At 59.0% G+C, this 26054-nt stretch carries 26 protein-coding genes; 12 read left to right on the top strand and 14 right to left on the bottom strand.

The window, feature by feature from the left end; genetic code table 11:
- Positions 1-61 precede the first annotated feature (61 nt).
- The 3 genes from ACSEXW_RS12105 to spoVV form a co-directional block, all read right to left on the bottom strand.
- Complete coding sequence (locus tag ACSEXW_RS12105) at positions 62-874, bottom strand: NAD kinase (RefSeq protein WP_438446412.1); 813 nt, start codon at positions 872-874, stop codon at positions 62-64.
- 263 nt (positions 875-1137) lie between these two features.
- Positions 1138-3681 carry an alpha-glucan family phosphorylase gene (gene glgP / locus ACSEXW_RS12110; RefSeq protein ID WP_438446413.1) on the bottom strand — a complete coding sequence of 848 codons (2544 nt, stop codon included), beginning with the start codon at positions 3679-3681 and terminating at the stop codon, positions 1138-1140.
- A 67-nt stretch (positions 3682-3748) separates the two neighbouring features.
- Positions 3749-4993 (bottom strand): dipicolinic acid transporter SpoVV, encoded by a 1245-nt coding sequence (gene spoVV, locus ACSEXW_RS12115; protein ID WP_438446414.1) that lies wholly within the window; start codon positions 4991-4993, stop codon positions 3749-3751.
- A 181-nt stretch (positions 4994-5174) separates the two neighbouring features.
- On the opposite strand from spoVV, the gene ACSEXW_RS12120 reads away from it, so the two are divergent.
- Together ACSEXW_RS12120 and ACSEXW_RS12125 are read left to right on the top strand one after the other, a co-directional pair.
- A complete protein-coding gene (locus ACSEXW_RS12120) occupies positions 5175-5561 on the top strand; it encodes a globin domain-containing protein (protein ID WP_438446415.1) in 387 nt (128 codons plus the stop codon).
- On the top strand, positions 5561-6280 hold the full coding sequence (locus ACSEXW_RS12125; RefSeq protein WP_438446416.1) for a DUF2225 domain-containing protein: 720 nt from the start codon (positions 5561-5563) through the stop codon (positions 6278-6280). The genes ACSEXW_RS12120 and ACSEXW_RS12125 overlap by 1 nt, the downstream gene beginning before the upstream one ends.
- Before the next feature lie 116 nt (positions 6281-6396).
- On the opposite strand, the gene ACSEXW_RS12130 is transcribed toward ACSEXW_RS12125, so the two are convergent.
- From ACSEXW_RS12130 to ACSEXW_RS12140, 3 genes are read right to left on the bottom strand one after another with little or no spacing between them, the layout of a single operon-like run.
- The gene (locus ACSEXW_RS12130) at positions 6397-6627 is read right to left on the bottom strand and encodes a hypothetical protein (protein ID WP_438446417.1); all 231 of its coding nucleotides are present in this window, start codon (positions 6625-6627) and stop codon (positions 6397-6399) included.
- A 4-nt stretch (positions 6628-6631) separates the two neighbouring features.
- Positions 6632-6823: a YycC family protein gene (locus ACSEXW_RS12135; RefSeq protein ID WP_438446418.1), complete on the bottom strand. Its 192-nt coding sequence runs from the start codon at positions 6821-6823 to the stop codon at positions 6632-6634.
- Between the two features lie 37 nt (positions 6824-6860).
- Positions 6861-7793, bottom strand: coding sequence for an L-lactate dehydrogenase (locus ACSEXW_RS12140; RefSeq protein ID WP_438446419.1), 933 nt, complete (start codon positions 7791-7793; stop codon positions 6861-6863).
- 253 nt (positions 7794-8046) lie between these two features.
- Here ACSEXW_RS12140 and ACSEXW_RS12145 point away from each other — a divergent pair, with 253 nt between their 5' ends.
- Together ACSEXW_RS12145 and ACSEXW_RS12150 are read left to right on the top strand one after the other, a co-directional pair.
- Positions 8047-9840 carry a M3 family oligoendopeptidase gene (locus tag ACSEXW_RS12145; RefSeq protein ID WP_438446420.1) on the top strand — a complete coding sequence of 598 codons (1794 nt, stop codon included), beginning with the start codon at positions 8047-8049 and terminating at the stop codon, positions 9838-9840.
- 184 nt (positions 9841-10024) lie between these two features.
- The gene (locus ACSEXW_RS12150) at positions 10025-10210 is read left to right on the top strand and encodes a hypothetical protein (RefSeq protein ID WP_438446421.1); all 186 of its coding nucleotides are present in this window, start codon (positions 10025-10027) and stop codon (positions 10208-10210) included.
- A gap of 147 nt (positions 10211-10357) precedes the next feature.
- Here the strand turns inward: ACSEXW_RS12150 and ACSEXW_RS12155 are convergent, their stop codons facing one another.
- On the bottom strand, positions 10358-10582 hold the full coding sequence (locus ACSEXW_RS12155) for an alpha/beta-type small acid-soluble spore protein (protein ID WP_438446422.1): 225 nt from the start codon (positions 10580-10582) through the stop codon (positions 10358-10360).
- A 109-nt stretch (positions 10583-10691) separates the two neighbouring features.
- Between ACSEXW_RS12155 and ACSEXW_RS12160 the strand changes: the two genes are divergently transcribed.
- The gene (locus tag ACSEXW_RS12160; protein WP_438446423.1) at positions 10692-11189 is read left to right on the top strand and encodes a hypothetical protein; all 498 of its coding nucleotides are present in this window, start codon (positions 10692-10694) and stop codon (positions 11187-11189) included.
- Between the two features lie 112 nt (positions 11190-11301).
- On the opposite strand, the gene ACSEXW_RS12165 is transcribed toward ACSEXW_RS12160, so the two are convergent.
- The 3 genes from ACSEXW_RS12165 to ACSEXW_RS12175 all read right to left on the bottom strand — a co-directional run bounded on the left by ACSEXW_RS12165 (position 11302) and on the right by ACSEXW_RS12175 (position 12964).
- Positions 11302-11463: a hypothetical protein gene (locus ACSEXW_RS12165; RefSeq protein WP_438446424.1), complete on the bottom strand. Its 162-nt coding sequence runs from the start codon at positions 11461-11463 to the stop codon at positions 11302-11304.
- Positions 11464-11546: 83 nt separating this feature from the next.
- A complete protein-coding gene (locus tag ACSEXW_RS12170; RefSeq protein WP_438446425.1) occupies positions 11547-11873 on the bottom strand; it encodes a DUF1980 domain-containing protein in 327 nt (108 codons plus the stop codon).
- A 26-nt stretch (positions 11874-11899) separates the two neighbouring features.
- The gene (locus ACSEXW_RS12175; RefSeq protein ID WP_438446426.1) at positions 11900-12964 is read right to left on the bottom strand and encodes a permease; all 1065 of its coding nucleotides are present in this window, start codon (positions 12962-12964) and stop codon (positions 11900-11902) included.
- A 539-nt stretch (positions 12965-13503) separates the two neighbouring features.
- Here ACSEXW_RS12175 and trpS point away from each other — a divergent pair.
- A complete protein-coding gene (gene trpS, locus ACSEXW_RS12180) occupies positions 13504-14490 on the top strand; it encodes a tryptophan--tRNA ligase (RefSeq protein ID WP_438446427.1) in 987 nt (328 codons plus the stop codon).
- A 47-nt stretch (positions 14491-14537) separates the two neighbouring features.
- On the opposite strand, the gene ACSEXW_RS12185 is transcribed toward trpS, so the two are convergent.
- On the bottom strand, positions 14538-14717 hold the full coding sequence (locus ACSEXW_RS12185; protein WP_438446428.1) for a DUF5325 family protein: 180 nt from the start codon (positions 14715-14717) through the stop codon (positions 14538-14540).
- A gap of 120 nt (positions 14718-14837) precedes the next feature.
- On the opposite strand from ACSEXW_RS12185, the gene ACSEXW_RS12190 reads away from it, so the two are divergent.
- On the top strand, positions 14838-15059 hold the full coding sequence (locus tag ACSEXW_RS12190) for an alpha/beta-type small acid-soluble spore protein (protein WP_438446429.1): 222 nt from the start codon (positions 14838-14840) through the stop codon (positions 15057-15059).
- 283 nt (positions 15060-15342) lie between these two features.
- Here the strand turns inward: ACSEXW_RS12190 and ACSEXW_RS12195 are convergent, their stop codons facing one another.
- On the bottom strand, positions 15343-16323 hold the full coding sequence (locus ACSEXW_RS12195; protein ID WP_438446430.1) for a metal-dependent hydrolase: 981 nt from the start codon (positions 16321-16323) through the stop codon (positions 15343-15345).
- Between the two features lie 92 nt (positions 16324-16415).
- Between ACSEXW_RS12195 and ACSEXW_RS12200 the strand changes: the two genes are divergently transcribed.
- From ACSEXW_RS12200 to ACSEXW_RS12215, 4 genes are all read left to right on the top strand, one after another.
- Entirely contained in the window at positions 16416-16697 is a 282-nt protein-coding gene (locus tag ACSEXW_RS12200; RefSeq protein WP_438446431.1) for a hypothetical protein, read from the top strand.
- Positions 16698-16786: 89 nt separating this feature from the next.
- Entirely contained in the window at positions 16787-18634 is a 1848-nt protein-coding gene (locus ACSEXW_RS12205) for an ABC transporter ATP-binding protein (RefSeq protein WP_438446432.1), read from the top strand.
- Positions 18631-20772, top strand: a complete 2142-nt coding sequence (locus tag ACSEXW_RS12210) for an ABC transporter ATP-binding protein (protein ID WP_438446433.1) — start codon at positions 18631-18633, stop codon at positions 20770-20772. The genes ACSEXW_RS12205 and ACSEXW_RS12210 overlap by 4 nt, the downstream gene beginning before the upstream one ends.
- Before the next feature lie 165 nt (positions 20773-20937).
- On the top strand, positions 20938-21993 hold the full coding sequence (locus tag ACSEXW_RS12215; protein WP_438446434.1) for a metallophosphoesterase family protein: 1056 nt from the start codon (positions 20938-20940) through the stop codon (positions 21991-21993).
- An 83-nt stretch (positions 21994-22076) separates the two neighbouring features.
- On the opposite strand, the gene gerQ is transcribed toward ACSEXW_RS12215, so the two are convergent.
- Both gerQ and ACSEXW_RS12225 read right to left on the bottom strand, forming a co-directional pair.
- Positions 22077-22553, bottom strand: coding sequence for a spore coat protein GerQ (gene gerQ, locus ACSEXW_RS12220; RefSeq protein WP_438446435.1), 477 nt, complete (start codon positions 22551-22553; stop codon positions 22077-22079).
- A 49-nt stretch (positions 22554-22602) separates the two neighbouring features.
- Positions 22603-23028, bottom strand: coding sequence for a cell wall hydrolase (locus tag ACSEXW_RS12225; protein WP_438446436.1), 426 nt, complete (start codon positions 23026-23028; stop codon positions 22603-22605).
- Between the two features lie 811 nt (positions 23029-23839).
- On the opposite strand from ACSEXW_RS12225, the gene ACSEXW_RS12230 reads away from it, so the two are divergent.
- A complete protein-coding gene (locus ACSEXW_RS12230; protein WP_438446437.1) occupies positions 23840-26011 on the top strand; it encodes a methyl-accepting chemotaxis protein in 2172 nt (723 codons plus the stop codon).
- The last annotated feature ends 43 nt before the right edge of the window (positions 26012-26054 follow it).

The raw sequence follows: 26054 nt of genomic DNA on the forward strand, positions 1-26054 counted from the left end.
AATGTGCCGTTGATCGGTCGGAAGGGGTGGGCGGCTCGAGCTCGAGATGAAAGGGTGCTCCCTATTGCACGTCGTGGCCGATGAATGCCTCGCGGACCCGGCTCCAGAAGGGGAAAGGGCGGTAGCGGGCGAAACGGACCTTCTCCGGGGAGACTTGGCAGCGAAGGGATACGATGTCCTCCCGCTGGGAGTGATTATAGTCCACGGACAACAGCAGCTTGCCCTGGGACTTCGGATAGATGTCGCAGTGATGATGCTTGGGTAGGATCATGGACGAGCCCAGCGTCCGGTACACCCGGTTATTAATCGAGGAGATCTCCGCGATCTGTATCGATTCGAGCGAGGGGTGGAGCAGTGCTCCGCCCAAGCTCTTGTTGTAGGCGGTGCTGCCGCAGGGAGTGGAGATGCAAATGCCGTCGCCGCGGAACATCTCGAAGAGCTCGTCGTTAATATTCAGCTGGGCCACCAGCGTGGAATCGATTCCCTTGACGGTGAATTCGTTCAAGGCCAGGAATGTATCGGATTGCCCGTCCTTTCCCGTCATCTCTACTTCCACCAGCGGGTATTCCACCAGCCGCAGCTTGCTGCCTTCGGAGGGCGCGGCCATCAGTTGAACCAGCGTCTCGATCTCCCCCGGCATCCAGTCTGCGAAGAAGCCCAGATGTCCGGTGTGAACCCCGACAAAGGATGCGTGCTGAAGGTGACGGCGGAACCGGTGAAACGCATGGAGCATGGTTCCGTCGCCGCCGATGGTGACGATGGTGTCAGGCTCCTCCTCGCTCTCGGTCATGCCGCAGCCGGCCGCCAAGGTATGGAATCGGGCGGTTAGCTGTTGGGAGAGCTCGTCTCCCCGCTGGACGACAACATATTTCAACGTGCTTCCTCCTTGTGACGGACCTCTCTAGTACCATATGCTATCCCCATCATAAACAATGATGGCCTCCGGTGCAATTGCGGCATGACAGATCGGAAGGATTTGCGGGGATCTGCCTGTTTAACAGCCCATGATTGGAATCGGCCAATTGGTACTCGCACGCGAACAAAAAACAACAAGCCACTCCGCGGCTGAGCAGCCGCAGAGTAGCTTGTTTGCCATGTAGCGGATTGCAGTCTAGAAGGGTATACCTCCGACTCAGCTTACAGAGTGGTGACCTCCGTCAGCTCGAAGTCGTGGGCGAAATCCGGGCTTACCGGTCGGATGCGGAACTGGTAGTGCGGGCCGTGCTTCAAGTGGGCCGGCATCTGACCGTCGTACCGGTAGGTGTTGGGGGATACGGCCTCGCCCACCAGCGTAAACGGCACGATGACCGGATCCCAGGTGCTGTCCGCCTGCTCGGCCCAGTAGATCGCCTCCACCGCCACGTCCTTGTACCAGATCTCGCCTAAGTGGACGGTCACGCTGACGGGCTTCTTGAGCCCTTTCTCGATGGATTCCTGGAAGCCGACGGTCGGCGTCGGGTCGTCGATGCCGATGACCTTGACGGCGGACCACTTGGTTCGGATGAACGCCTTGTAGTCGGACATACGGATGGCGCCCTCGTAATTGTTCATGCTGAAGCGCTCGGCGCGGACCATCGTCTTGCTGTAGAACTGGGTGGTATAATCCTGCACCATCCGGTCTGTGTTGAACTGTGGGGCCAGAGTCTGGATGGAGTGGAGCATCCGGGTGACCCATCCTGCCGGAAGGTCGGCGTTCTCGCCGCGGCTGTAGTAGAGCGGCACGATATCCCGTTCCAGGACGGAGTAGAGGGACTCCGTATTCTCCCGTTCCTGGGTCTCGAAATCGGCCCGGTTGTTGGCCATAATGGACCAGCCGTTCTCCCCGTCGTAGCCTTCCTCCCACCAGCCGTCCAGGACGCTGAAGTTCAAGACGCCGTTCATGGCCGCCTTCTGGCCGCTGGTGCCGCTGGCCTCGTAAGGACGGCGCGGGTTGTTCAGCCAGACGTCGACACCTTGGACCAGGAACCGGGCCATGTTCATGTCGTAATTTTCCAGCAGGACGATCTTGCCCTTGAACCGGTCCATCTGGGAGACCCGGTAGATCTCACGCAGCAGCTCTTGACCGGGATGGTCTGCCGGGTGGGCCTTGCCCGCGAAAATAAACTGAACGGGACGCTCGGGGTTATTCACCAGCCGGTCCAGCCGGTCATGGTTGTTAAAAATCAACGTCGCCCGCTTATAAGTGGCGAACCGCCGCGCAAATCCGATGGTCAACGCCTTCGGATCCAAGTAAGTCAATGCCTCGTCGATCCGCTCCTGTGTTTCGCCGTTGCGGCGGCGCTGCTCCTGGATGTTGCGGCGTGCGTAGTCCACCAGACGCTCCTTCAGCCCCATATGCACCTTCCAGAGGGATTCCTTCGGAATGATGCTGACGGACTGCCACTGGTCCTTCTTCGTCTGGTTCACCCTCCAAGAACCGGGCAGGAACCGGTCGAACAGATCCTTCATCTCCCGGGCCAGCCACGTTCTCATGTGGACGCCGTTCGTCACATACCGGATCGGAATCTCGTTCACGTGCAGGTTGCCGTGGAAGGAGCGGAACATCTCGCGGGAAACCTCGCCGTGGAGCTTGCTGACCCCGTTGCGCAGAGTGGCCGTATTCATGGCCAGATAGGTCATGTTGAACACATTCTTGCCGCGGTCCAGTCCCAGATGGATGAGGTTCTGCCGCTCGTTGGGGAGTGCGCTCAGCAGCCAGCCCATGTAATGCTCGAACATGCCGATAGGGAAGGCGTCGTGGCCGGCCGGAACCGGTGTATGGGTGGTGAAGACGGTGCTGGCCCGCACCAGCTCCAGCGCCGCAGAGTAAGGCAGTCCGCCGGTGATGTGCTCTCTCAGGCGTTCCAGGGACAGGAAGGCAGCATGGCCTTCGTTGATGTGATACACATAGGGGTATAGATTCATCGCCCGGAGGGCGGCGATCCCGCCGATCCCCAGAATGATCTCCTGTTGGATCCGGATATCCTGATTGCCGCCGTACAGCTGGGCGGTCAGGCTCCGGTCCTCCGGACTGTTGCCGTCTATATCCGCATCGAGCAGGTAGACGGGCACGATGCCCACTCGGATGGTCCACACCTTCAGCTTCACGGTCCGGCCCGGCAGAACCACGGACACGAACAGCTCACTGCCGTTCACAACGGCAGGCTTGATAGCCAGCTTGCTGAAGTCGTATTGGACCTGCTCGGCGATCTGGGTGCCGTGAATGTCGATTTTCTGATTGAAGTAGCCCTTCTTGTACATCAGACCGATGGCCACCAGAGGCAGGCCCAGGTCACTGGCCGACTTGCAGTGGTCCCCTGCCAGGACCCCCAATCCGCCGGAATAGATGGGCATGGACTCGTGAAAGCCGAATTCGGCGGAGAAGTAGGCGATGGTCTTCTTCTTATGCTCGGGGAATTCCTGCATGAACCAGGTATACCGGTTTAAATATTCGTCCCAGCGCGCCGTTACCTCGCGGTACAGGTTCATGAACGCCTCGTCGGCGGCACGGGCCTTGAAGGTCTCTTGCGGGGTTTCCTGCAGCACACGGACCGGGTTATGGTAGACCTCCTCCCACTTGGCGGGATCCACCGAACGGAACAGCTGAACGGCATCGTCATTCCAGCTGAACCACATGCTATAGGCCAGTTCCTCCAGCCGGGATAAGCTGTCCGGAAGTACGATTCGGGTTTCGTTTGTCATTTGCAGAACCACCTCTTTGGTCTGGTGTACGGATGATCGGACTGATTTTCCGCGAGTAAGCTTGTTATCATATTTTACCATGCCATTCATTGATTTTTATGTGAAAATGGTGCAAAGATGCCAGTAAAGCAAGAGCAGCGGTCAACAGCACGAACGATAGGATGGAGCCGGGCAATGCCCCGTAACGGGTTAGGGCCTCGGGCTGTCCGGCTTGAGCGAATGCGGACAGGACGCCTGCCGCGGGCGCCGGGTCCGGCTTCAGCACATCCCACAGCAGCAGTACTGCCGCGGCCGACAGGATCCCGTGCAGCACCCGGGCGAACAGAAACGGCGTATAGCGGAGATTGGTCTTATGCAGCAAGCTCACGATCTGGGCATGGACCGACAGTCCCGCCCACGACAGAATGAAGGCCCCCATCGCCACCTTGTATACCATGGGGATGCTTGCAGCGGCGCCTCCTGCCGCTTTGGATCCCAGGGTCACCTCGAACAGTCCCCCGACCACCGACTCCGCCAGCCCGGCCGGGAAGCCGAGAGTATGAAGGACCGTATCCGCGGCGGCGTGCATATTCTCCAGCAGATGGACCGCCGACAGCATGGCGAGAACGGCAGAGAAAAAAACGACCAGCCCCCCTACGACAAAAACCAATTGGATGCCTGACCGGACCGCCTGCTGCAGCATCAAGCCGAACGGGCGGCCGTCCGCCAGCCGGGCGGCGTGCATGGCTTCGAAGGAGCGTTTCAAAAGACGTCCTTCCGCAGCTTGGACCGCCGGATATCCGGACATGGCTCCTCCGCCGTGGAATCTCATGAGAATACCGACCAGTAGCGCTGTTCCATAATGGGCCACGCCCAGGATCACCGCCAGCCGGGGATCATGGAAAAATCCCACGGATACGGCGCCGATCAGGAAGATCGGGTCCGAGGTGGTCGTAAACGCCACGAGCCGTTCCCCTTCCTCCCGGGTCACCAGCTTTTGTTCCCAGAGCTGGGAGGTCAGGCGGGCGCCGACCGGATAGCCGGAGGCGAAGCCGATCGTCAGGATGAAGCCACCGATTCCCGGAACCCGGAACAGCGGCCTCATAACCGGATCAAGCAGCGAGCCGAAAAAGTGGACCAAGCCAAACCCGAGCATCAGCTCGGAGATGACAAAAAAGGGGAACAGCGCGGGAAACAACACATCCCACCATATCAATATTCCCCGAATGGCCGCATTTACCCCTTCAACGGGATAGAAGAGAAGCATGCCTAACAGAGCTAAGCTTAGCCAACTCATCAACAGCAGCGGCTGCAGCCGGAAGATTCGAAGCATAGGGCGCCTCCTACGAACAACAGGATAGTTATACTTATGTTCGCGAGGCTCCGGACATGTCCCCGTAGGCCTGTGGGAGGACTGAACTTCAGGTCGAATTGTGGTACAATAGTGCATGTGTATTAGGACGAGTAATAATTAAACCGCTAGAAACTTATATACCTCGAAGGAAGGTGCGCCTGTGGAGCCGTTCGGCGGCAGCCTGTACGAGCAGATGGGAGGGGCGCCGGTTCTTCGGCGGGTGGTGGAGGCCTTCTATCCGAAGGTTCAAGCCCATCCGCTATTGGGACCGCTGTTCCCTGAAGATATTATGCCGGTTATGGAGAAGCAGATGCTGTTTCTCACCCAGTTTTTCGGAGGACCGACGCTGTATTCCGACCAATACGGACACCCGATGATGCGGGCCCGTCACATGCCTTTCCCCATCACGAGGGAACGGGCGGATGCGTGGCTCGGCTGCATGAAGCTGGCATTGTCCGAGGCAGGACTGGACGAGGAGCTTGCCAGGGTGCTGCTGGAGCGGCTGCAGGGACCCGCTTACCACTTTATCAATCAGGAGGGGTCATGATGCAGGAGGGGGTTCACCCGCTGTTCCAGGTCAAGGTGGACTGTTTATGCTGCGGCTACAGCTTCCAGACCTCCCGGGTACGTCCGAGCTTCAAGCGGGCGAAATCCACCGAATCCGATTTTTACGTTCATTATAAAGATATCAATCCCGAATACTATGTGGTCCGGGTCTGCCCGTTCTGCGGCTTCGCCACGACGGAGAACTTCTCCGAGAAGCTGACCGAGGAGCAGCGGGGGGACTTCGAGCTTCGGGTCCGCGTGAATTGGACCATGAAGGACTACGGCGGCGAGCGGACATGGGCCGAAGCGCTTCAGACCTATAAGCTGGCTCTGCTCTGCGCCCAGATCAAGGGCGAGAAGGACCGGATTCTCTCCGGCCTTCTGCACCATATCGCATGGCTGTACCGCGAGAAGGGGGACACGGAGCAGGAGAAGCGGTTCCTCGATTTCGCGCTGGCTTCGTATGTCAAGGTGTTCGAGAATGAGGGCATGGACATTAACAACGCCCGGCTGATGTATCTGATCGGGGAGCTGAACCGCAGGCTGGGGAATTATTATGAAGCGGTCAAGTGGTTCTCGAGGGTGATTAACGACAAGAAGATTATGGACTCCGCCATGATCCGGGCCTGCCGTGAGATGTGGGCCACCACCCGGGAGGATATGCTGGCGGCCAAGCTGGACCTTCCGGATGAGATGAAGGAGCAGGAGAAGAAAAAATAACACGCGGGCCATCCCCCGCTCGAATCAAGAAAACCGCCGAAGTCCGGCTATGGGCTCAGGCGGTTTTTGAGTTGTGTGCAGGTGGACAGGGGGACAGGGGGTTCGGGATACCGATGCTAACGGAGCTTCCGGTCCGCCAGCAGATAATCCCGGTCCGCGTCCAGCACCTTGACGGAGCCGTGGCAGCAGGGGAAGACGAGCAGGTGCTTCCGGCCGTCCCGGATGGACTGCAGCTCCCCGGTCTTCAGGGGCAGCAGAACCCGCTCAGCGCCGCAGAAGGGGCACCGGTCCACATAGAGATCGCCGCGGATCACTTCATAGGGCCACGTATGAGAGAAAGGAATCATCCGCTTATTCCCCGCCCTTGCCGTCTCCGGATGGAGAGGCGTCGGGGGTGTCCCCGGCAGCGGGAGTCATCTTGGACAGCTCGGACAGCTTGGCGAGCAGGATATGCTGTGGCATGTGCATCAGATGCTCTACCGGCACCTTCAGCATCTCGGACAGCTTGATGGCCGTTTCCGGCGATATTTGCAAGGGTCTCATGCTTCCTCAGCTTCTTTCGTAGAATATAGGAGGGCCTTCAGGTACAGGCGCAGTTGTCGATCTGTTCCCGGAGGGTCTTGGCGGACCGGGCCAACAGCTCCAGCTCTTGCTCGTTCAGGTCCAGATCCAGCACGCGGCGGACTCCCGTGTTGTCCACGATGCACGGAACGCCCAGGTAGACGTCGTCGACGCCGTAGGCTCCCTGAAGCAGGGTGGATACGGTCAGGACGGAGGATTCGTTGCGCAGGATGGCGGCGCAGATCCGGTCCAAGGCCAGCGCGATGGCATAGAAGGTGGCGCCTTTGGCATTGATGATCTCATAGGCGGCGTCCCGGGTGTTGGCGAAAATCTCGTTGCGCCTCTCTTCGGGCAGATCCACTTGGATGCCCGCCACGTTGGCGCGGCTCCAGACGGGCAGCTCCGAATCGCCGTGCTCGCCGATGATGTGGGCGTGGACGCTCCGGGGATCGATCTCCAGCTCCTCGGCGATCAGATAGCGGAACCGGGCGCTGTCGAGCAGCGTGCCGGAGCCGATGACCCGGTTGGCAGGGAAGCCCGATTTTTTCCAGGAGAAGTAAGAAAGCACATCCACAGGGTTGGTGGCGATAAGAAGAATGCCGTTGGTGTTGTACTTCGTCACGTTCTCGATGATGCTCTCGAAGATCTTCACGTTGCGCTTCAGGAGGTCCAGCCGGGTCTCGCCGGGCTTCTGGGCGGCACCGGCCGTAATGACGACGATATCGGCGTCCTTGCAGTCGGAATAGTCCCCAGCCCACACCTTGATGTTACCGACAAATGGCAGCCCGTGGTTCATGTCCAGCGCGTCGCCCCGAGCTTTGTCCTTATTGACGTCGATCAGGACCAGCTCGGACATTCTCTTATGGAGGAGCAGGGTATAGGCGGTGGTGGAGCCGACGGCGCCGGTCCCGATGACCACGACACGGGTGGGCTTAACGGAAGGTTCTGTCATATTGGGATTCTCACTCCTCGCAGAAGAATATGGATAAGGTTGACTTCATTTAAGCATATCCTCCTCGGGATCGGCAACTATTCCGGACTTCCGGCGGAGGGATGTACCCTAAGAGCATGTCTTCCCGCAAGGATTTTTACGCATGAAGCGGTTCGGTGCCTTAGGGCGGGACGTTCCGATAGGAGAATCGTCGAAATTATGGTTTAATAGGAATTGACCATTTGTATATTATCGGAAAGGATTGAATCTACATATGAAATTTCCTTTGTCGCAAACCTGGGATTTGGACGCGGTCTTCCCGGGAGGAAGCAGCTCGGAGGCGTTTACGGCTTTTTTGGAGGAGACGGAGGTCTGGATCGGGGAGCTGACCGGACTGCTGGCGGATGAGGGGCCGGTCGCGGATGCGGGCACGGCAGGGGAGAAGCTTGCGGCCGTTGTCGAACGGATGCAGCGGATTCTGGCCCGGGTCCGGGAGGCGGAGGCCTTCACCGGCTGTCTCGCTGCCGATAACATGGCCGACAAGAGGGCCTTGCAGCTGGAGGGGAAGGTCAAAACATTGGCCGCCGCCTACCAGACGGCCTTGACCCGGATGGACCGGCTTCTCATCTCCATCCCAAGCGACGTCTGGAGCCAGGTGCTCTCGGCTCCGGTCTGGAAGGAGATCGCCTTCAACCTGGAGGAGCGCCGTACGGCGGCCCAGGAGCGAATGGCGCCGGAGCTGGAAGCGCTGGCCGGCGATCTGGCGGTGGACGGCTACCATGGCTGGAGCAGCCTGTATGATACGGCAGTCAGCCATTTCCGGCTGCCCTTCGAGGAGGACGGCAAGACGGTGGAGCTGTCTGCGGGGCAGGCCCACAACAAGCTCCATTCCGGCAACCGGAGCGTCCGGGTGGAGCTGTTCCGGCGGTGGGAGGAGGCATGGGCCGGCAAGGCCGACTTCTGCGCGGACGCGCTGAACCGCATCGGCGGCTTCCGGCTCCAGCTCTACAAGCACCGGGGCTGGCAGAGCATCCACAAGGAGCCCTTGGACATCAACCGCATGCGGCCGGAGACGCTGGAGGCCATGTGGAGCACCATCGAGCGGAACAAGGCCCCCTTGGTGCGCTATCTGGAGCGCAAGGCCAAGCTGCTGGGCGTAGACCGGCTGGCCTGGCACGACGTGGACGCACCGCTCGGAGAGAATGCGAAGCATATCTCTTATGACGAAGGCGCCGGGATGATCGTGGAGCAATTCCGCCGCTTCAGCCCGAAGATGGCGGAGTTCGCCGAGATGGCCTTCGAGAAGCGCTGGATCGAGGCGGAGGACCGCACCGGCAAGCGGCCGGGCGGCTTCTGCAGCTCCTTCCCGGTCAGCGGGCAGACCCGGATCTTCATGACCTATGGCGGCACATCCTCCAATGTCTCCACACTGGCCCACGAGCTCGGCCATGCGTACCATCAGCACGTCATGAACGATCTGCCCCCTCTGAACCAGGAGTATGCGATGAATGTGGCGGAGACGGCCTCCACCTTCGCGGAGATGATCGTCAGCGACGCGGCCTTGAGATTGGCCGAGAATCCGGCCGACAAGCTGGCCATGCTGGACGACAAGCTCCAGCGTGCGGTGGCGTTCATGATGAATATTCATGCCCGGTTCATCTTCGAGACCAACTTTTACGAGGAGCGTCGCAAGGGACTGGTCGGCACGGACCGACTGTGCAGCCTGATGGAGGATGCGCAGCGCCAGGCGTACAAGGGTGTCCTTGGGGAATACCATCCCCACTTCTGGGCTTCCAAGATGCATTTTTACCTGACGGATGTTCCCTTCTATAATTTCCCGTACACCTTCGGGTTCCTGTTCAGCTCGGGTATTTACGCCCAGGCCGAGAAGGAAGGCGCCGGCTTCGAAGACCGGTACGTAGGACTTTTGAGGGATACGGGACGCATGCAGGTGGAGGAGCTGGCGAAGCTGCACTTAGGTGTGGACCTTACGGGGCACGAGTTCTGGCAAAGCGCCATCGACCTGTCTCTGCGGGATGCCGAGCTGTTCCTGAAGATGACGGAATAGGACCTGGAGGTAGGGCTTTCCACACTTTCGGGGATTTTACAATTATTTTAATCTAGAGTTAGAAAGATTATCGCATCACCCCCGGAATTTCGTGCAATCTGTCGAACACTATTCGCAAATACATAAGGATCGCGAGGGATAGAGAATGACATTGGCAAACTGTAAGCATTGCGGAGGCTTGTTCTTGAAAAATAAATCCGGATACTGTGTCAGCTGCCAATCCGTTCACGATCGGATGTATATGCAGGTGCGGGACTATTTGCGCGTGAACCCGAAGAGTACGGTCATGGACGTGCATGCCAAGACCGGCATTCCGGTATCGAAGCTGCTGGAGCTCGGCAAGGAAGAGTATATGCCGTTCGTCCGCTAAAGGGACCGGTCGCAGGATGATAAAAGCCGTGCCGCTTTCGCTCTTAAGAGCGCTTGGCGGACACGGCTTTTTGGCCTGCATCGGCAAAGAAAAAAGGTGACAGCCGTCACCTTTTTGTGTAGAATGTCTTCACGTTTCGGTATGGCATTAACGGAACTGGCCGGCCAATTGCTGCTCGGCGATTTGGACCAGACGGCGGGTGATATGGCCACCGATTGCACCGGTGTCACGGGTTGCCATGTAACCATAGTAACCGTCTTGAGGAATTTGGATGCCCAATTCTTGAGCGACCTCATATTTCAGCTGATCCAATGCTTGGTTGGCTTGAGGCACTACAAGGGTGTTGCTGGAACGGCTTTGTCCTGTACCCATTTGTTATCACCTCCAGTACGTAGTATGTTCGGGTACTGAAAATATAGTCATTTGAGGAATTGGTAATTTTGTCCTGTGAGGAATCATCGCGGCGGAATGGGGGATAAGGATGTTCAAGCTCGAAATGAAGGGCTTCCGGTGGGAAAGGGAGCTGCAGATCATCCAGGCTGACGTCCGTCTGCTGTTCGGCGGGCATCCCATCATCGACGAACCCCTGTGTGTGGATGTCGGCATGCCCGCCCTGGCGGCCAGTCTCTATGAGGATGCGACGCCGGACCGGTTCGGGACATTGGAGGAGTGGCGGACGAAGCCCTTCTTCGTCTGCGGCTGCGGTGATCCGGAATGCCGGGCGTACTCCTTCACCGTCCGGCATCTGCCGGAGGAAGGCTGTGTGCTGCTGGCCGAGGTCGAGGAGCGGGGCGGCGGCCGCTACAAGGTGTTGGAGGAGATGAAGGTGGAGGAAGGCGAGTACCGGCGGGCGGTGTCAGCCGCTATGAAGGCCTTCCTGTCCTTCGCCGAAGAGCTCGAGGGCTACCGGCCGCTCTATGGGGGAACGGTGGAGCGGGTCCGCGCCTTGCTGCCGCCGGAGGAAGGCGCCAGCGTATGAATGATGAACGAACAAAAGCCGCCGGCAGCCTCTATTCACCGGACCTATAGGGGAGGATCCCCCGGACCGGGAATAGAGGCCGCCAGCGGCCGATGGGTACGGGCATCGCCCGTTACCCTTTCTTGATCGTATGGGAGCCGAAGCGCTCAATCTCCTCCAGAACCTTTGGGCCGAATGCTTCCAGCAATTCGTCTTTGGTAATGCGGGTGCCGTTTAAGGTGGTGCCGTCGTAGCGCGTAATTTTGCCATCCTTCACTAAGAAAAGATCATCCATACGAATCCCTCCGCTTGATCAATTCAACCTGATTGGTTTACGGACAAAGTGACACGTCATGTCACATGTACATTGTATCATACTTATGCCCTTTCTAGCATCATTCCCACCAAAAGGGGGAGCGCAAACAGCAAATAAATCAGCGCCTCCTTCATCCGGAAGGGGGCAGGCTCCTCCTCGCAGCCGCAGGCGGCGATGCCGGAGCGGGATGAGGACAAGCTGCGCCACGCTTGGCGGGCCTGATGCAGACTCATAGCCAGGAGGCCCCAGGCGGACCACCCGACATAGGCGGCCACCTCCGGCTCCACATAATGGGCCAGCAGCCCCAGCCGCGCCAGGCGGAATACATAAAGGGCGAAGCCGAACAGCAGTACGGAGCGGACGGTTTGGTGCAACGCAGTGGATGGCATGGGCCAGATCTCCTTCCGATTCGTATTCATACCCATCCGAAGAACGCCGCCGCTGCAGAAGCTGCCAGCAGAAGGAGCGTCGCCATGGCGGAGACCATGAGCACGAAGCGCCCCTTGAAGACCGTAAGCAGCATTAACGTCCCCTTGAAGCTGACCATCGGTCCCATGAGCAGGAAGGTCAGGAGGGAGCCGGCGTTGAAGGAGGGGGAGAAGGTGGCTGCGACGAAGGCGTCGGAGGTGGAGCAGAGCGACAAGGCAAAAGCGAAGGCGGCCATGAACATATGGGCGCCCCACCCCGCTTGGCCGATGGAAGCCAGGCTGTCGGCCGGCACGAAGGTTTGAACGACGGCGGTGATGCCCGCGCCGAGAATCAAGTATTTGCCCATCTCGAAGAATTCGTCGGATGCGTGGCCCAGAACGGCCCCCAGACGGGAAGGCAGGCCCCCGGCGTGGCTGTGCCCGTGATGCTCGTGCCCGTGGTGCTCGTGCCCGTGATGCGGATGCCCATGATCCCCGTGAGCATGCCCAAGTTGGCTCGCCGAGTGCCGCAGCACGTTCCCCCGCATGAGCCGATGGAGCGCCAGACCCACGCAGGCGGCTACGGCAAAAGCCAGGGCCAGCCGGACATAAGCCATGGAGGGCTCGCCACGGAACGCCATATATGTGGAGGCGAAGGTGACCGGGTTCAGCACCGGTCCCGCCAGGACGAAGACGACGGCGATGTACACGGGCATTCCCTTGCCCAGGAGGCGCCGGATCACCGGAATCATACCGCATTCGCATACGGGGAACAGGAAGCCCAGGGTACAGGCGAACAGCACCCCCAGCACGGGGTTGCGGGGGATCAGCCGGCGGATGGCCGCTTCGGGCACGAACAGATGGAGCACGGCGGAGACCAGCACCCCCAGCAGGATGAAGGGGAGCGCCTCCAGCACGATGCCGATGAAGATGCCCTGCAGCATCTTCGCAGCGGCGGGTTCACGAAGCACCCCGAGTCCCGGCACGGGCCGCGTGGTCAGAATCAGGAGAAGCATGGCGCAGCTGGCCGCACCCAATAGAGGCGGGGCCCAGCGAAGGATCCAATTCGGCATGGGTAGCCCTCTTTTCACATAACGGTCTGGGACATCCCTATATCGATATGCAGGCTCTGTCCGGAATAGGACAGGTGCCGCTGCAATCCAGGAGTTGACATTGCGGGAGAGTTCCGTATAATGAATAGCAATATCATTATGCGTTGAGAGGAAAGAGTAGGAGGCCGCAGCTTCTTCAGAGAGCCGGTGCAAGGCTGCGAACCGGCGTGGCGGGCTTATCGAATGGGTCCTGGAGCATAAGGCCGAAAGAACGACCGATTAGCGATCGTGTCCAAAGCGACGTGAAAGGCGGAGGAGTAGGTTGAACGGCTGTTCCCCGTTACCGGAACGACTAAGGCTTGTTGCCGCGGCGTACTTCTACGAAGACGCTGTTCAACACGGAGGACAGGCGAATTAGGGTGGCACCACGGTCTCTCGTCCCTTGCGGCGGGAGGCCTTTTTGTTTTTTCTTCAGGGTGCAGATGAGCTGTAGACGAGCTGAGCATAGACGAGACGAGGCAGTAGACGACTACCATTATAGGCCAAGGAGGCAACGAATCATGAAAACCGTATTATCCGGCATCCAGCCCAGCGGCAAGCTTACCATCGGCAACTACATCGGAGCCATCAAAAACTACGTGGCGCTGCAGAAGGACCACGACTGCTACTTCATGGCGGTGGACCTTCACGCGATCACGGTTCCGCAGGATCCCGCCGCCTTAAGGGAGCAGGCGGAGATGATCATCGCTCTGTATGTTGCGGCGGGCATCGATCCCGACAAAGCCGCCATCTTCATGCAGTCCCACGTGCGCGCCCACGCGGAGCTGGGATGGATCATGACGACGCTGACTTATATGGGCGAGCTGGAGCGGATGACCCAATTCAAGGACAAGTCCGCAGGCAAGGAATCCGTAGGCGCCGGCTTGTTCGTGTATCCCTCCCTGCAGGTGGCCGACATCCTGCTCTATAATGCGGACCTGGTGCCGATCGGCGAGGATCAGAAGCAGCATCTGGAGCTGACTCGTGACGTAGCCCACCGCTTCAACACCCGGTTCGGGGATACCTTCACCGTTCCGGAGCCGTACATCCCGGAGTTGGGGGCCCGGATCATGTCGCTGGACGATGCCACCAAGAAGATGAGCAAGAGCAATCCCAACCCCGGCAGCTATATTGCACTATTGGATTCGCCGGATGAGATCCGCAAGAAGCTGTCCCGCGCGGTGACCGACTCCGGCCGCGAGGTCCGCTATGACCCGGTCAATAAGCCTGAGGTATCGAACCTAATGGGCATCTACGCCAACTTCTCCGACCTCACCCTGAAGGAGATTGAGGCGAAGTACGACGGCCAAGGCTACGGCGCCTTCAAAAAGGATCTGGCCGAAGCCATCGTGGCCAAGCTGGAGCCGCTGCAGAGCCGCTATCGGGATATCCGCGAGAGCGGTGACATTGCCCGCATCCTGAAGCAAGGGGCCGAGAAGGCTGCCGCCAAGGCCGAGCCAATCCTCGCGCTGGCCAAGGAGCGTATGGGCTTCATCCCGTCCGCCTGAAAGAAAGAACGTCCGGCAAGGAGCCCTTAGGACTCTTTGGCCGGACGTTATTTTTTTAACGTGCGTCTCGCTCTAGCTTTCATGGCGAACCCGAAGCCGATCCAGAGGAGGGCCGCCAGGCTGAACAGAAGCACGAGCCACCCGTTCCGGAGGCTGATCGAGAAGCTGATCCCGAGAAGTAGAGCTACCCCCATGAATGAAAAAAACAACGCTTGATTCCGCCCCATCACACATGGACCTCCGATTTTCAAAAAATTTATGAATATTCTTTCGGCTGCGAGTCATAATAACTTTGCAAGCTTGCAAAACCAACTCAGATCAAACAGATTGAAAGGAGTGCTTAATCAATGGGTACAGGACAATCTCGCAGCAGCAACACTCTGGTGGTTCCTCAAGCAGGCCAAGCTCTGGATCAGCTGAAATATGAGGTTGCTCAAGAACTGGGCATCCAAATTCCTCAAGACGGTTACTACGGATATATGGCTACGCGCGATACCGGCGCAATCGGGGGCCACATCACCCGTCGTTTGGTTCAAATCGCTGAGCAATCTCTCGCCGGCAAGTTCTAATTAGGGGCCCCAGAGCTCCTTGTCCTATCCCAGCGGCTCCTCCGTTGCTGCGGAGGCTGCTGGCCGAAGTTGATGTCTGACAGGACATCTAAGCACGAAACGATCTGGAAAGCAGCTTCCCTGGGGGGAGCTGCTTTTGTATGTTTGCCCGGGTGGGCCCGGGGTATTCCGCCCAATTCGGCCTGCCCCTATACTAGCATGAACCCCCATTAGCGCGCAAAAAAACAACCCGGTCCAAGGCACGGACCCTGGACCGGGTGAATGTTTCATGGAGATCGATGATTCAGGTGTTCAATCCCAGCTTCTTGCACAGGCGGGCGTCGCTCAGCCAGCCTACATAGGAATCCAGCGGCTTCATGTTTCGGTCCAGCAGGAGAACGGCCACGAACGGATACTGCTTCCGGTGCTGGTAGCGCACATCCGCCCAGCGGACCTCATACCCCCAGGGGTGCTCCCGTACCTCGGCACATGCGAAGGAGGAGAAGTAGAGGAAGGATGCGATGTCCGGATGGGACTTGGACGCTTCCACCGCGGGATGATCGTCGCAGCTTACTTGGTCGATCCACTGCAAATCGTGTTGGCGAAGCTCTCCGACGGCGTAGCTGCCGTCCATTTTGCGTTTAACCACATTCCAGTTGTTCAGGCTGACGGTGGGAATGAGATAGTACTTCTCCCCCTGTTGGAAGGTCCGGTCCTGAATGGGCAGCCGGTTCTCCAGCAGATAGTGGTGGGCGGAGCGCCAGATGTAATACAGGACGACTCCTGCATACAGAATGGGGAAGATGATCTCAGGCGGGGCCAGCTTCACGGCCCACAGGAAGATGGCGACGACATGGGACAGGAACAGGAAAGGGTCGAAGATGTGGATGATGTTCAGCGAGACCCATCTCTCCGAGAAGGGACGGATGGCCTGGGTGCCGTAGGTATTGAAGATGTCGCTCCCTACATGCAGTACTACGGCGAGAAGAACCCATAGCCCAACGTGCCATAACGGAAGATTGGGTACGGCCAGGCCGAGCCCTGCGGTGATGAGGAGTGCCCAGAGCAGGATGGCGGGCAGGGAATGGGACGCGCCCCGGTGCTGGCGGATGTAGAGGGCGTTGCTCTTCATCCGGAAGAGCGTGTCGAAGTCAGGAGTCTGCTGGCCGATCACGGTGCCGAACAAGACGGCGGCGGCGACGGTAGGATCCTGGGCCACAACCGGGTCGATATGGGCCAAGCCCGCCAACCCTAAGCCGAAGACCAAGTGTGTTCCGGTATCCATTCTGGCTAGTTACCTCCCATGATGTTTGAACTGGTATTATATAGTTTATCAAAATGCACCATAAAATAAATCGGCAGGAGGCACAAATTTATATGGGTACTTTGTTCCTGGAATATAAAATTGATGAGGCATCGCGGCAGCCTTACCTGACTTGGGCACGGGACAAGCGCCTTCAGTACGGCTTTGAGCTGATGGAGGGCACCGGTCAGCCGGGACTTTTTGTCGAGCTGTGGCGGCCTGTCGGTGCGGAGGAAGGCGCTGAGTGGAGGAAGCGGAGACTGGAGCCCGGCCATCCGGACTGGTCCCCCTTGCACCAATTCGTAGAAGGCGGTGCGGCCAAGCTGCATATATGGCATTTTGAGATGATTGAATAGTCCATGTTTTCCAGTAAAGATATCCATGGTTTCACCGAGGCTCGCGTTGTACCCTAATACCATGACTGCAGATGGTAAGGGGGAACGGCATGAATAGAGAGTCCATCTTTCGAGGATATGTCCGGGATAACCGGAAACCTTACTTATTTGGTTTTGCATTATTGTCCATTTCTTGCTTACTGCAGCTGTGGATCCCCGAGCTCATGGGGGCGTTCACCGATAAGCTGAAGGAGCACCGGCTGACTTACGGCGAGGCAGTCCGATATGCCCTGATGTTGACGGCGGTCGGATTCGGCGTCGCTTTTTTTCGTTCCACGGGAAGGACGTATCTGTTCCGGCTCTCCCGGGTGCTGGAGATGAAGGTCCGGGGCGAGCTGTTCGCCCATTGGGAGCGGCTGTCGGCCCAATACTTCAACAACCAGCGGATCGGCGATCTGATGTCCCACGCCATCAGCGACGTGGGGGTCATCCGCGAGGTGACCATGGGCGGCATCTTCATGGTGATGGAGGCCTTCGTACTGATCACGGTGACGGTGATCGCCATGGTGACGACCATCGACCCGTGGCTGACGCTGTTCACCATGCTGCCGCTGCCGCTTCTGAGCATCCTCGCTTACAAGTTCAACCGTCGGATCATGAGCCAGTCGGCCCAGGTGCAGGAGGCGGTGGCCACGCTAACCAGCCGCGTGCAGGAGTTCGTGGCCGGCATCCGTGTGGTGAAGGCCTACGTGCAGGAGTCCGCGGAGGAAGAGCTGTTCACCCGGGACAACCGGGACGCGGTGGAGAAGAACCGGCGCTTCGCCCGGTCGAATTCGCTGTTCGGGGCGCTGAGCTCGGCGGTGGTCGGCTTCAGCTTCCTCGTATCCGTCGTTTTGGGCGGCTTGCTGGTGCTTAAGGGAACCATCAGCCTGGGGGATTTCGTCGCTTTCAATACGTACCTGTCCCTGCTCATGGGCCCTATCGAGAACCTGGGCAAGGTCGTCAATCAGATACAGCGGGGCAAAGCCTCGGAGGAGCGGCTGTTGACCATTCTGAATACGGAGCCGGACGTGGTGGACGACGAGTCGGCGGTGGAAGGCATCGACCAGCTGGAGGGAGACCTCGAGATCCGGAACCTGACCTTCTATTATCCGGAGGCCAAGGAGCCGACGCTCCGGAACCTGAATCTCCGGGTGCCGAAGGGAACGAGCCTGGCCATCGTCGGCCGGGTCGGCAGCGGCAAGAGCACGCTGATCCATCTGCTGGTCCGGATGTACAATCCGCCTAAGGGCACCGTCTTCATCGACGGCCACGACATACACGAGATTCCGCTCAAGACGCTGCGGGGCCAGGTCGGCATCGTGCCGCAGGATCCCTTCCTCTTCTCCTCGACGATCCGGGACAACATCGGCTTCGATCCCTTGCCCCATTCGGAAGACGACATTGTGGAAGCGGCCAAAATCGCCCAGGTGTACGACAACATCCTGGAGTTCCCCGAGCAGTTCGACACCACGCTGGGGGAGCGGGGCGTCTCCTTGTCCGGCGGCCAGCGCCAGCGGGTGAGCATCGCCCGGGCGGTGATCAAGAAGCCGTCCGTCCTGATCTTCGACGACAGCTTATCCGCCGTGGATACGGTAACGGAGGATCTGATTCTGCAGGGGCTCCACTCCGTCATGAACGACCGGACCACCATCATCATCGGCCATCGGATCTCCTCGGTCCGCCACGCCGATCAGATTGTGGTTCTGGAGGAGGGCCGGATCGCGGAGCGGGGCAGCCACGAGGAGCTGCTGGAGCGCAACGGGCTGTATGCGGACCTGTACCGCAAGCAGCAGCTAGATGAAGTGGCCGAGCGGCTTCCCGGTGAGACGGAGGCCTGCGAAGAACGTCCTGAAGCCGGAACGCGGCAGCGTGGCGCCGGTATCGGCAGCTTGACCCGGGGAGGTGCGGCAGGATGAACATCCATCAGGAGAAGGAGCATACGGGACTGAAGGATACCCAGCTGCTGCGGAGGATGACGGAATATGCGCTTCCATATTGGAAGTCGATCCTAGTCTGTCTGGCCCTGGCGTTCCTTATCGTGCTGGCGGAGCTGGCGCGGCCTTATCTGCTCAAGATCGCCATCGACGATCATATTAACGGCTTGTCCAAGCCGATGCTCACCGTCTCGGCGTCGGAGCCCGGAGCGCGGGACCGGTTGAAGGCCTACGGCAAGGACATGATGGAAAGCGGCGGCGAGCTCTATGTGCGGCTGAAAGCCTCGGAGGTCTCCAAGCTGGAGGGCGCCGTGCCCTCCGGGATGTCGAAGGTCCAGATCGTAGAGACCGGCGGCAAGCACGTGCTGATCCGGGGCTGGCTTCCCGGGGAAGCCGACTCCTTGGACCTGACCTTGTCCGAGCCGCAGACCAAGGGAGGGCTGCTGACTCTTGCGGCTGGCGGCGTCCAGTATGGAGCCCAGGAGCTGGATTCTGCGACCCTCCAGGATTTCCGGTCTCCGGACTACCGCGGCTTCCTGACCATCGGCCTGCTGTTCCTGGCGGCGGTGGCCGGCGGCTCGCTCTTGACCTATTGGCAGAACAACCTGCTGCAGTATACCGGGCAGCATATTATTTTCAACATCCGCCAGCAGCTCTTCGCCCACTTGTCCAAGATGTCCATGTCGTTCTTCGACCGGAACCCGGTGGGCCGGCTGGTCGTGCGGGTCACCCAGGATACGGAGTCGCTGAACCAGCTGTATTCGCAGGTCATCGTCAATCTGGTGAAGGACGTGATCATGATCCTGGGCGTCTTCGTCATCATGCTCCAGCTGTCGGTGAAGCTGTCGCTGATCGCCTTCGCGGTGCTCCCGGTGCTGGCTGTCATCACGGTCTGGTACCGGACGTTGATCCGGGATGCCCAGCGGCGGAGCCGGATTATCCTGTCTCGGCTGAACTCCTTCCTGGCGGAGAATCTGTCCGGCATCCGGATCACCCAGATGTTCATCCGGGAGGACCGTCAACGGGAGCAGTTCGACCATCTGAACGGGGATTATTATAAGGCGGGGATGACGGGGACGGTGGTCAACTCGATTTTTCAGCCGGCCATCGGGTTCCTGGGGAATCTGTCCATCGCGCTCCTGCTCTGGTACGGCGGGGCCAAGGTGCTGGACGGGGCGGTGACCTTCGGCGTCGTGTACGCCTTCACCCACTATATCCGGCAGTTTTTCCAGCCTCTCCAGAGCTTGGCGGAGAAGTACAACCAGATCCAGACGGCCATGGTCGGCGCGGACCGGATCGTGGATATGCTGAATGAGAAGCCGGGCATCACGGACCATCCGGAGCCGGTACGGCTTCAGGAGCCCGTCCAGGGCGAGATCCGCTTTGAGAACGTCTGGTTCGCCTACAACGCGGAGGAGTGGGTGCTGAAGGACGTCAGCTTCACCATCCGTCCGGGCCAGACCGTCGCTTTCGTCGGAGCCACCGGTGCGGGTAAAAGCTCCATCATCCAGCTGATCAACCGCTTCTATGACGTTCAGAAGGGACGCATTACGCTGGACGGCACCGATATACGGCTGATCCCCCTCGATAAGCTGCGGCGCACCATCAGCGTGGTCCAGCAGGACGTGTTCCTGTTCACCGGGGATATCGCGCATAACATCCGCCTGAACAACGCGTCCATTACGGACCGTCAGGTGGAAGAGGCGGCGCGGATGGTCCATCTGGACGATTGGATGAAGAAGCTGCCGGACGGCTACCGGACTATGCTGGGCGAGCGGGGGGTAACGCTGTCCCTCGGGGAGCGGCAGCTCTTGTCCTTCGCCCGGGCCGTGGCCTTCCGGCCTCAGATCCTGATCCTGGACGAAGCCACGTCCAACATCGACACGGAGACGGAGCTGGCGGTGCAGGATGCGCTCTATGCCATCTCCAAGGGCCGGACCACGCTGATCGTCGCCCACCGGCTCTCTACCATCCAGCACGCGGACCAGATCATCGTCATGCACAAGGGCAAGGTGCGCGAGAGCGGCAGCCACTTCCAGCTGCTGGCCAAGCGGGGTTATTACTACAAGCTCTATGAGCTACAGTACAAGGAACGGGAACGGGAGCAGCTGGTACCGTGACGCCTTTGCTCCGCAGCGAATGAGAGGGCAACTCCCTCTAGAATCGTGAACATCTCGTGACGAAAGGAACGGATGGACCGCGCAAATGCTCCGAAACGTAAAATTCTTGGGTCCGGATACCGTTAAATGGAATAGTGACCCAGAACATCATCAAAGGAGCAAGCCATGAATGTGCGACAATTTATCATCGGGATCGTGTCCACCGTCGGAGCAGGGGTGATAGCCCTTACCCTCTTCGTGTTGGTGTACACGAACCTGAATCCCAGCGTGATCCATGCGGATACGCCGGCAGCGAAATCTGCTGCGGAAGCCCGGCCATCTTCGGCACTACCGGCGGATTCGTCGGAGCCGCTGCTCTCCTTCTTCGTCATCAGCGATCTGCACATCAGCTCCGGCATCCCCAGCCTGTCCGATCATCTGAACCGGGCCTTGCTCGATATCGAATCGTTCGGCAGCCAAGCACAGGCGCTGTTCATGACCGGGGATCTGACAGATGCGGGAACGCCTGCCGATTATAAGGAATTGAAGAGAGTCCTGTCCGGCCATACCCTGCCTCCCATACACGCCAATATGGGCAACCACGATTATTACAACGTGTGGATCAACAACAGCGGGCGGTGGAGTCAAGGGACGTTTCCAAACGGCAAGACGGATGATATGGCCCGGAAGGCGTTCACTTCGTTTTTTGGCTTGGAGAAGCCTTATCATGATGTATGGATCAACGGCTACCATTTCATTCTTCTTTCTCAGGAAACCTACGTGCAGGAGAAGAAGGAGGTTGGTGAAGGGGCCTGGTACTCCGAGGAGCAGCTGAAGTGGTTCGCGCAGAAAATGGCCGAGAAAACAAATGGAAAACCGGTCTTCGTCCTGGTCCATCAAGAGCTTCCACCGCCCGGTCGTGACGGAGCCAGCCAGACGATTCTCCAAGCCGACCGCGTTCGCAGCATCCTGAAGGCTTATCCGAACGTGTTCGTGTTCTCCGGGGATACGCATGAGGACTTGACCTCCCCGACGGAGCATTACATCCGCAAGGAAGCTTTCCATTGGTTCCGCAACTCTTCGGTCGGACGGGTGCTGGACAGCGCTTCCCAATATGTAAGAAAGGACGCCGCCCAAGGCTTGTTCGTGGAGGTGTATCCCGGCAAGGTCGTCCTCCGCGGACGCGAATTCAGCGACCGGACTTGGATTCAGCAAGCCTATTGGAGTGTGCCTCTGAAATAATCAGTCTGATGCCAATAGCCCCCAAAATGGCGGTTCTCACCGCGGTCTTGGGGGCTGTTGGCATTCCTTAACGGTCTTAACGATTAACGTCCTGTGGTAATCTGGCCCGGAAAGAAGTAATTCAGCTCCTCGTCAAAGGTGACATAATCGAGGTTCACCATCAGCAGCAGGAAGCGGGTGCCGCTCTGCGGGTCGCTGATGATGATGTGGTCCCGGCCTGCCGCTTCCACCCGGCCGCGGAAGATTTTGGCGTTCCACTCGCGGTTGTTCTCATAAGTCATGTAGAAGGTGCCGATCTTGCCCAGGTTCAGGCGGAGAATATTCTCAATGTAGGACTGCTCCAGAGGAAGCTGGCTCTGGGGGCCGCCGGGCGCACCGGGAACGGGGCCAGGAACGCCTCCTGCGCCGGGGATGGCGCTGCCTGCCGGAACCGGCGGTACCATTCCTGCTTCCTGCTGGGGAAACATGGGGACTTGCGCTCCGCCCATAGGCGCGGTCTGCGCCGGATAGCCGTACGGAGTGGCCGTACCGGCGAACCGGTTGTAAGGGTAATTCATCATGTTTCTTTTCATCCTCCTTTATGGGGTGAACCATGGATCACGAATGGGGTTAAGAGTAGACACGAGGACAATTCTGAGAGGTGGGGGCGAAGAAGCAGTGTTTTTTGAAACGTCCGGTGTTCGGCTGATCGTACCATTGGCCCGGACATCCTCCTTCCGGACGGAAAAACCAGAGCGCATTGCTGGCAGGATGCTGGCGTTCTCCGTTAATGACGCGTTGGGCCAGACGAATCTCCCTGTCCCGCGCCCTCTGATAGAAGTAGCCCTTGACGGTGGCCTCGAAGCCTCCTGGGCGCTGGTAGACCATCTGCTGAAGATCGCGGATTTCCTTGAAGTCCAGACAATTGGCCTTCACCCGATTGACCCCCACATTGCCGACCATCAGCATGCCCAGCTCACCCTCTCCCTCCGCTTCCGCCCGCATAAGCCGGGCCAGCAGCCTGACGTGATTGGAATTGGCTTTGATGACGGGCAATTCGTTCCCCCCTCCCTATGTAGGCAGCTGCCGGCCGACCGGTATCCGTTCGAGCCGCCTGAAGCAAGCTGCAACGGAATAGGATCTGGGCGGGCGCATGCTCCGGTGCATCCGCAGCGACGGCAGACTCTGTAAAATTTATGCAGAGTAAAGCGTAAAAATCCCGCCTATGCAGGATTCGGATGCGGAAAAATGGAGAAGGATGTCCACCCGCCATCGGACGCTGATCTAGACGTTTTGGAAGAGGGGGCGTGATCCCAGTGTGAAGAAGGCGCTGCGCGGTTGATGGCATACTTCGGCTCGTGATGAGAAGACGGGGCCTGCAGGCCTCGCAGAAACGGCGGCGAAGCCCTCCGCGCTTTCCTACGTTTCGCCAGCTTACGGTGGCGAATCGCTTATCCCGGTATGGTATCGGTAGGTGGCTCTGGTTGGCTTTGTCGATATTTCCGGGGAAATAGCAGGGGGAGTATGGCGCGGCTCACATTCTGTAAGCGCTTGTTGACGCCGTTAGACAAAGCAGAACGCTCATGACAAGCCAGTCGATTGTGGCGGCAGACGCTTAGAAGTGGGAGGATAGCCTCGTTAAGCCAAGGATTATTCGGGTGAATTTTCGACAATTTTGGGATAAAAGCCCGAAAAATCATCGTCTGTTGACGGATATATGGGCAATTATTACTAGTTTATGTTACAATAGTTGACATACAACAGGGGTTGACGGGATACGAGGATGAGGCAGAATGATCGAGGCGGTGGAAGCATGTTTGACTGGTTAGGATGGAAGAAAGGTTTGCCCTTATGGTGGTCATACCGATTGAACCGCGGATTGAAGGACGATGTGGAAGAAATATTCGAAGGAATCGCCCAGACCCGGGTGCAGCTTCTGAAGGATTGGACCAATGAGCATTGGAGCCATCTGGAGCGGTTATCCGGACAACTGCACAGCATCAGCGGCCTGCCTCCTGCACAGGAGACGGGACGGGAAGGGTGGGACAGCCTGTTCGCCGCGGCCAGAGGCCGGGCGCCGGACTTCTCGGAGCTGTTCCTGCTGGACGCAGCCGGCTCGGTCGTTTACTCGACCTACCCGAAGCATACCGGAAAACGTTACGGCGACGGGGATCCCCTTCAGCCAGGCGTGGTTTACGCCAAGCGGACGAACGGGCCGACGAAGTGTCTCTTCGGGCCTTACGCCGACCCGCTTACGTTGGAGATCGGCCCCAGCACGTCCTCCTTCCATGACAAAATGACGCTGCTCTTCATCCTGCCCCTGGCCGCTCCCGGCTCGAAGGGCTGGGAGGGAGCACTCTGCGGCAGGGTGCCGAACGACGTGATCGGCGATCTGATTCAGAGAGAGTCGGGACATGTGTATCCGGACTCCGGGGATAATTACCTCTTCATGGCCAAACCGGCTCTGAACACGCACATTCCCTTGGGAACTGCCTTGTCGAGGAGCCGCTTCGAGGACCGGACATTCACCCACGGGGAGAACCTGAAGGACGGTGTCACCACCGATTGGGGCACGGTCACGGTCAAGGAGCACACGGAGCTGGAGCTTCGGTTCACGGACCCGGCCACCGGAGAGCTGCATCCGGGCGTGGCGAATACCATTGCCAACGGCAGCAATCTGTTCGTCGAGTTTCCAGGTTATTCGGATTACCGGCACATCCCCGTAATCGGTAAGGGCGTTACGTTCCAGCTGCCGCATTGTCCCGATCAGTGGGGCATGATGTGCGAGGGCGACTTGGAGGAAGTGTACCGGATCCGAGGCATCAGCTGGAAAATGACCCGCATACAGCTTCCCCTCCTGGCGCTGTTCGCGTTATTGGCAGGGACATTGGCTTTTGTGCTTGCCCGCAGCGACGTATCGGCGCTGTGGACGGGTGCCGCATTCGCGGGTACGAACCTTGTCTACGGCCTGCTGCTGGCCTGGGTGATCCACCGCAAGGGGAGCCGGCCGGTGGCGGAGCAGCTGGGGGATATCAACCGCTTCATTCGGATCAACGCCGAAGGACAGGGCGACCTGACCCAGCGTCTCAAGCTGGACCAATTCGCCCACGACGAGGTGCGGGAACTGGCCAAGTGGATCAACAACATGATCGATTCTCTGGAGGGCATCATGCTGCAGGTGAAGCGGGCCGCATCGGACGTGCTGGTGAACCAGGATGAGCTGAACGACTCCATGTCGACGACCGTTGGCTCCGCCGAGCGGATGAGCGACCGGATCCGCGACATGATCCGGAGCATCCGCAAGCAGCTGCAGGATATCGACGCAGCCAAGCATGTGGTGGTGGAGATGAAGAGCACCCTGCAGATGCTAGAGGGGAAGGCGGTAGAGCAGATCGGGGTGGCCCAGAGCGAGGTGCTCCGGATCGGGGACCGGATGGACCACATCCACTCCAAGGTTATGGAGAGCAATCAGACCATCAAGACCTTCATGGACACGACGGAACGTATCCGCTCGGTCCTAGGCGTCATCGAGGAGATCTCTGCCCAGACCAACCTGCTGGCCTTGAACGCTTCTATCGAGGCGGCGCGGGTAGGCGAGCACGGACGTGGCTTCGCAGTGGTGGCGGGGGAGATCCGCAAGCTGGCGGACTTGACCCGCAAATCAACGGAGGAGATCCATGAGACCGTACAGGAAATCGACAAGCAGTCCCAAGCGGCCTACAGCTCCATGGGTGAAGGCATCGAAGCGGTGAAGGAAGGGGCTGACGCCGTTGCCGCGGCATCCGAGCTTCTGAGCGGTGCGAGTGCGGAGGATGCGATGAAGACCCAGGTCGTCGATGAGGTGGTTGGGCTGATGGAGAAGATCGCCAATATCAGCAAGGAAAACCGCAACATCTCCTCCGAGGTGGAGAGCAAGGTGTCCGATCTGCAGACAGACATGGTCAAGGTACGGCACACCTCCGAGCATGTGGAGGCCATTACGGATTTCCTGCAGCAGCTGGTGAACCAGTTCCATCTGACGGAGACCCGACGCAGATAAGTGGATGCCGACAAGTCATGGCGGCGCCACATCCTGACGAAGC

This window comes from Oryzibacillus soli, assembly GCF_051594765.1.
GTDB lineage: Bacteria > Bacillota > Bacilli > Paenibacillales > NBRC-103111 > Paenibacillus_AR.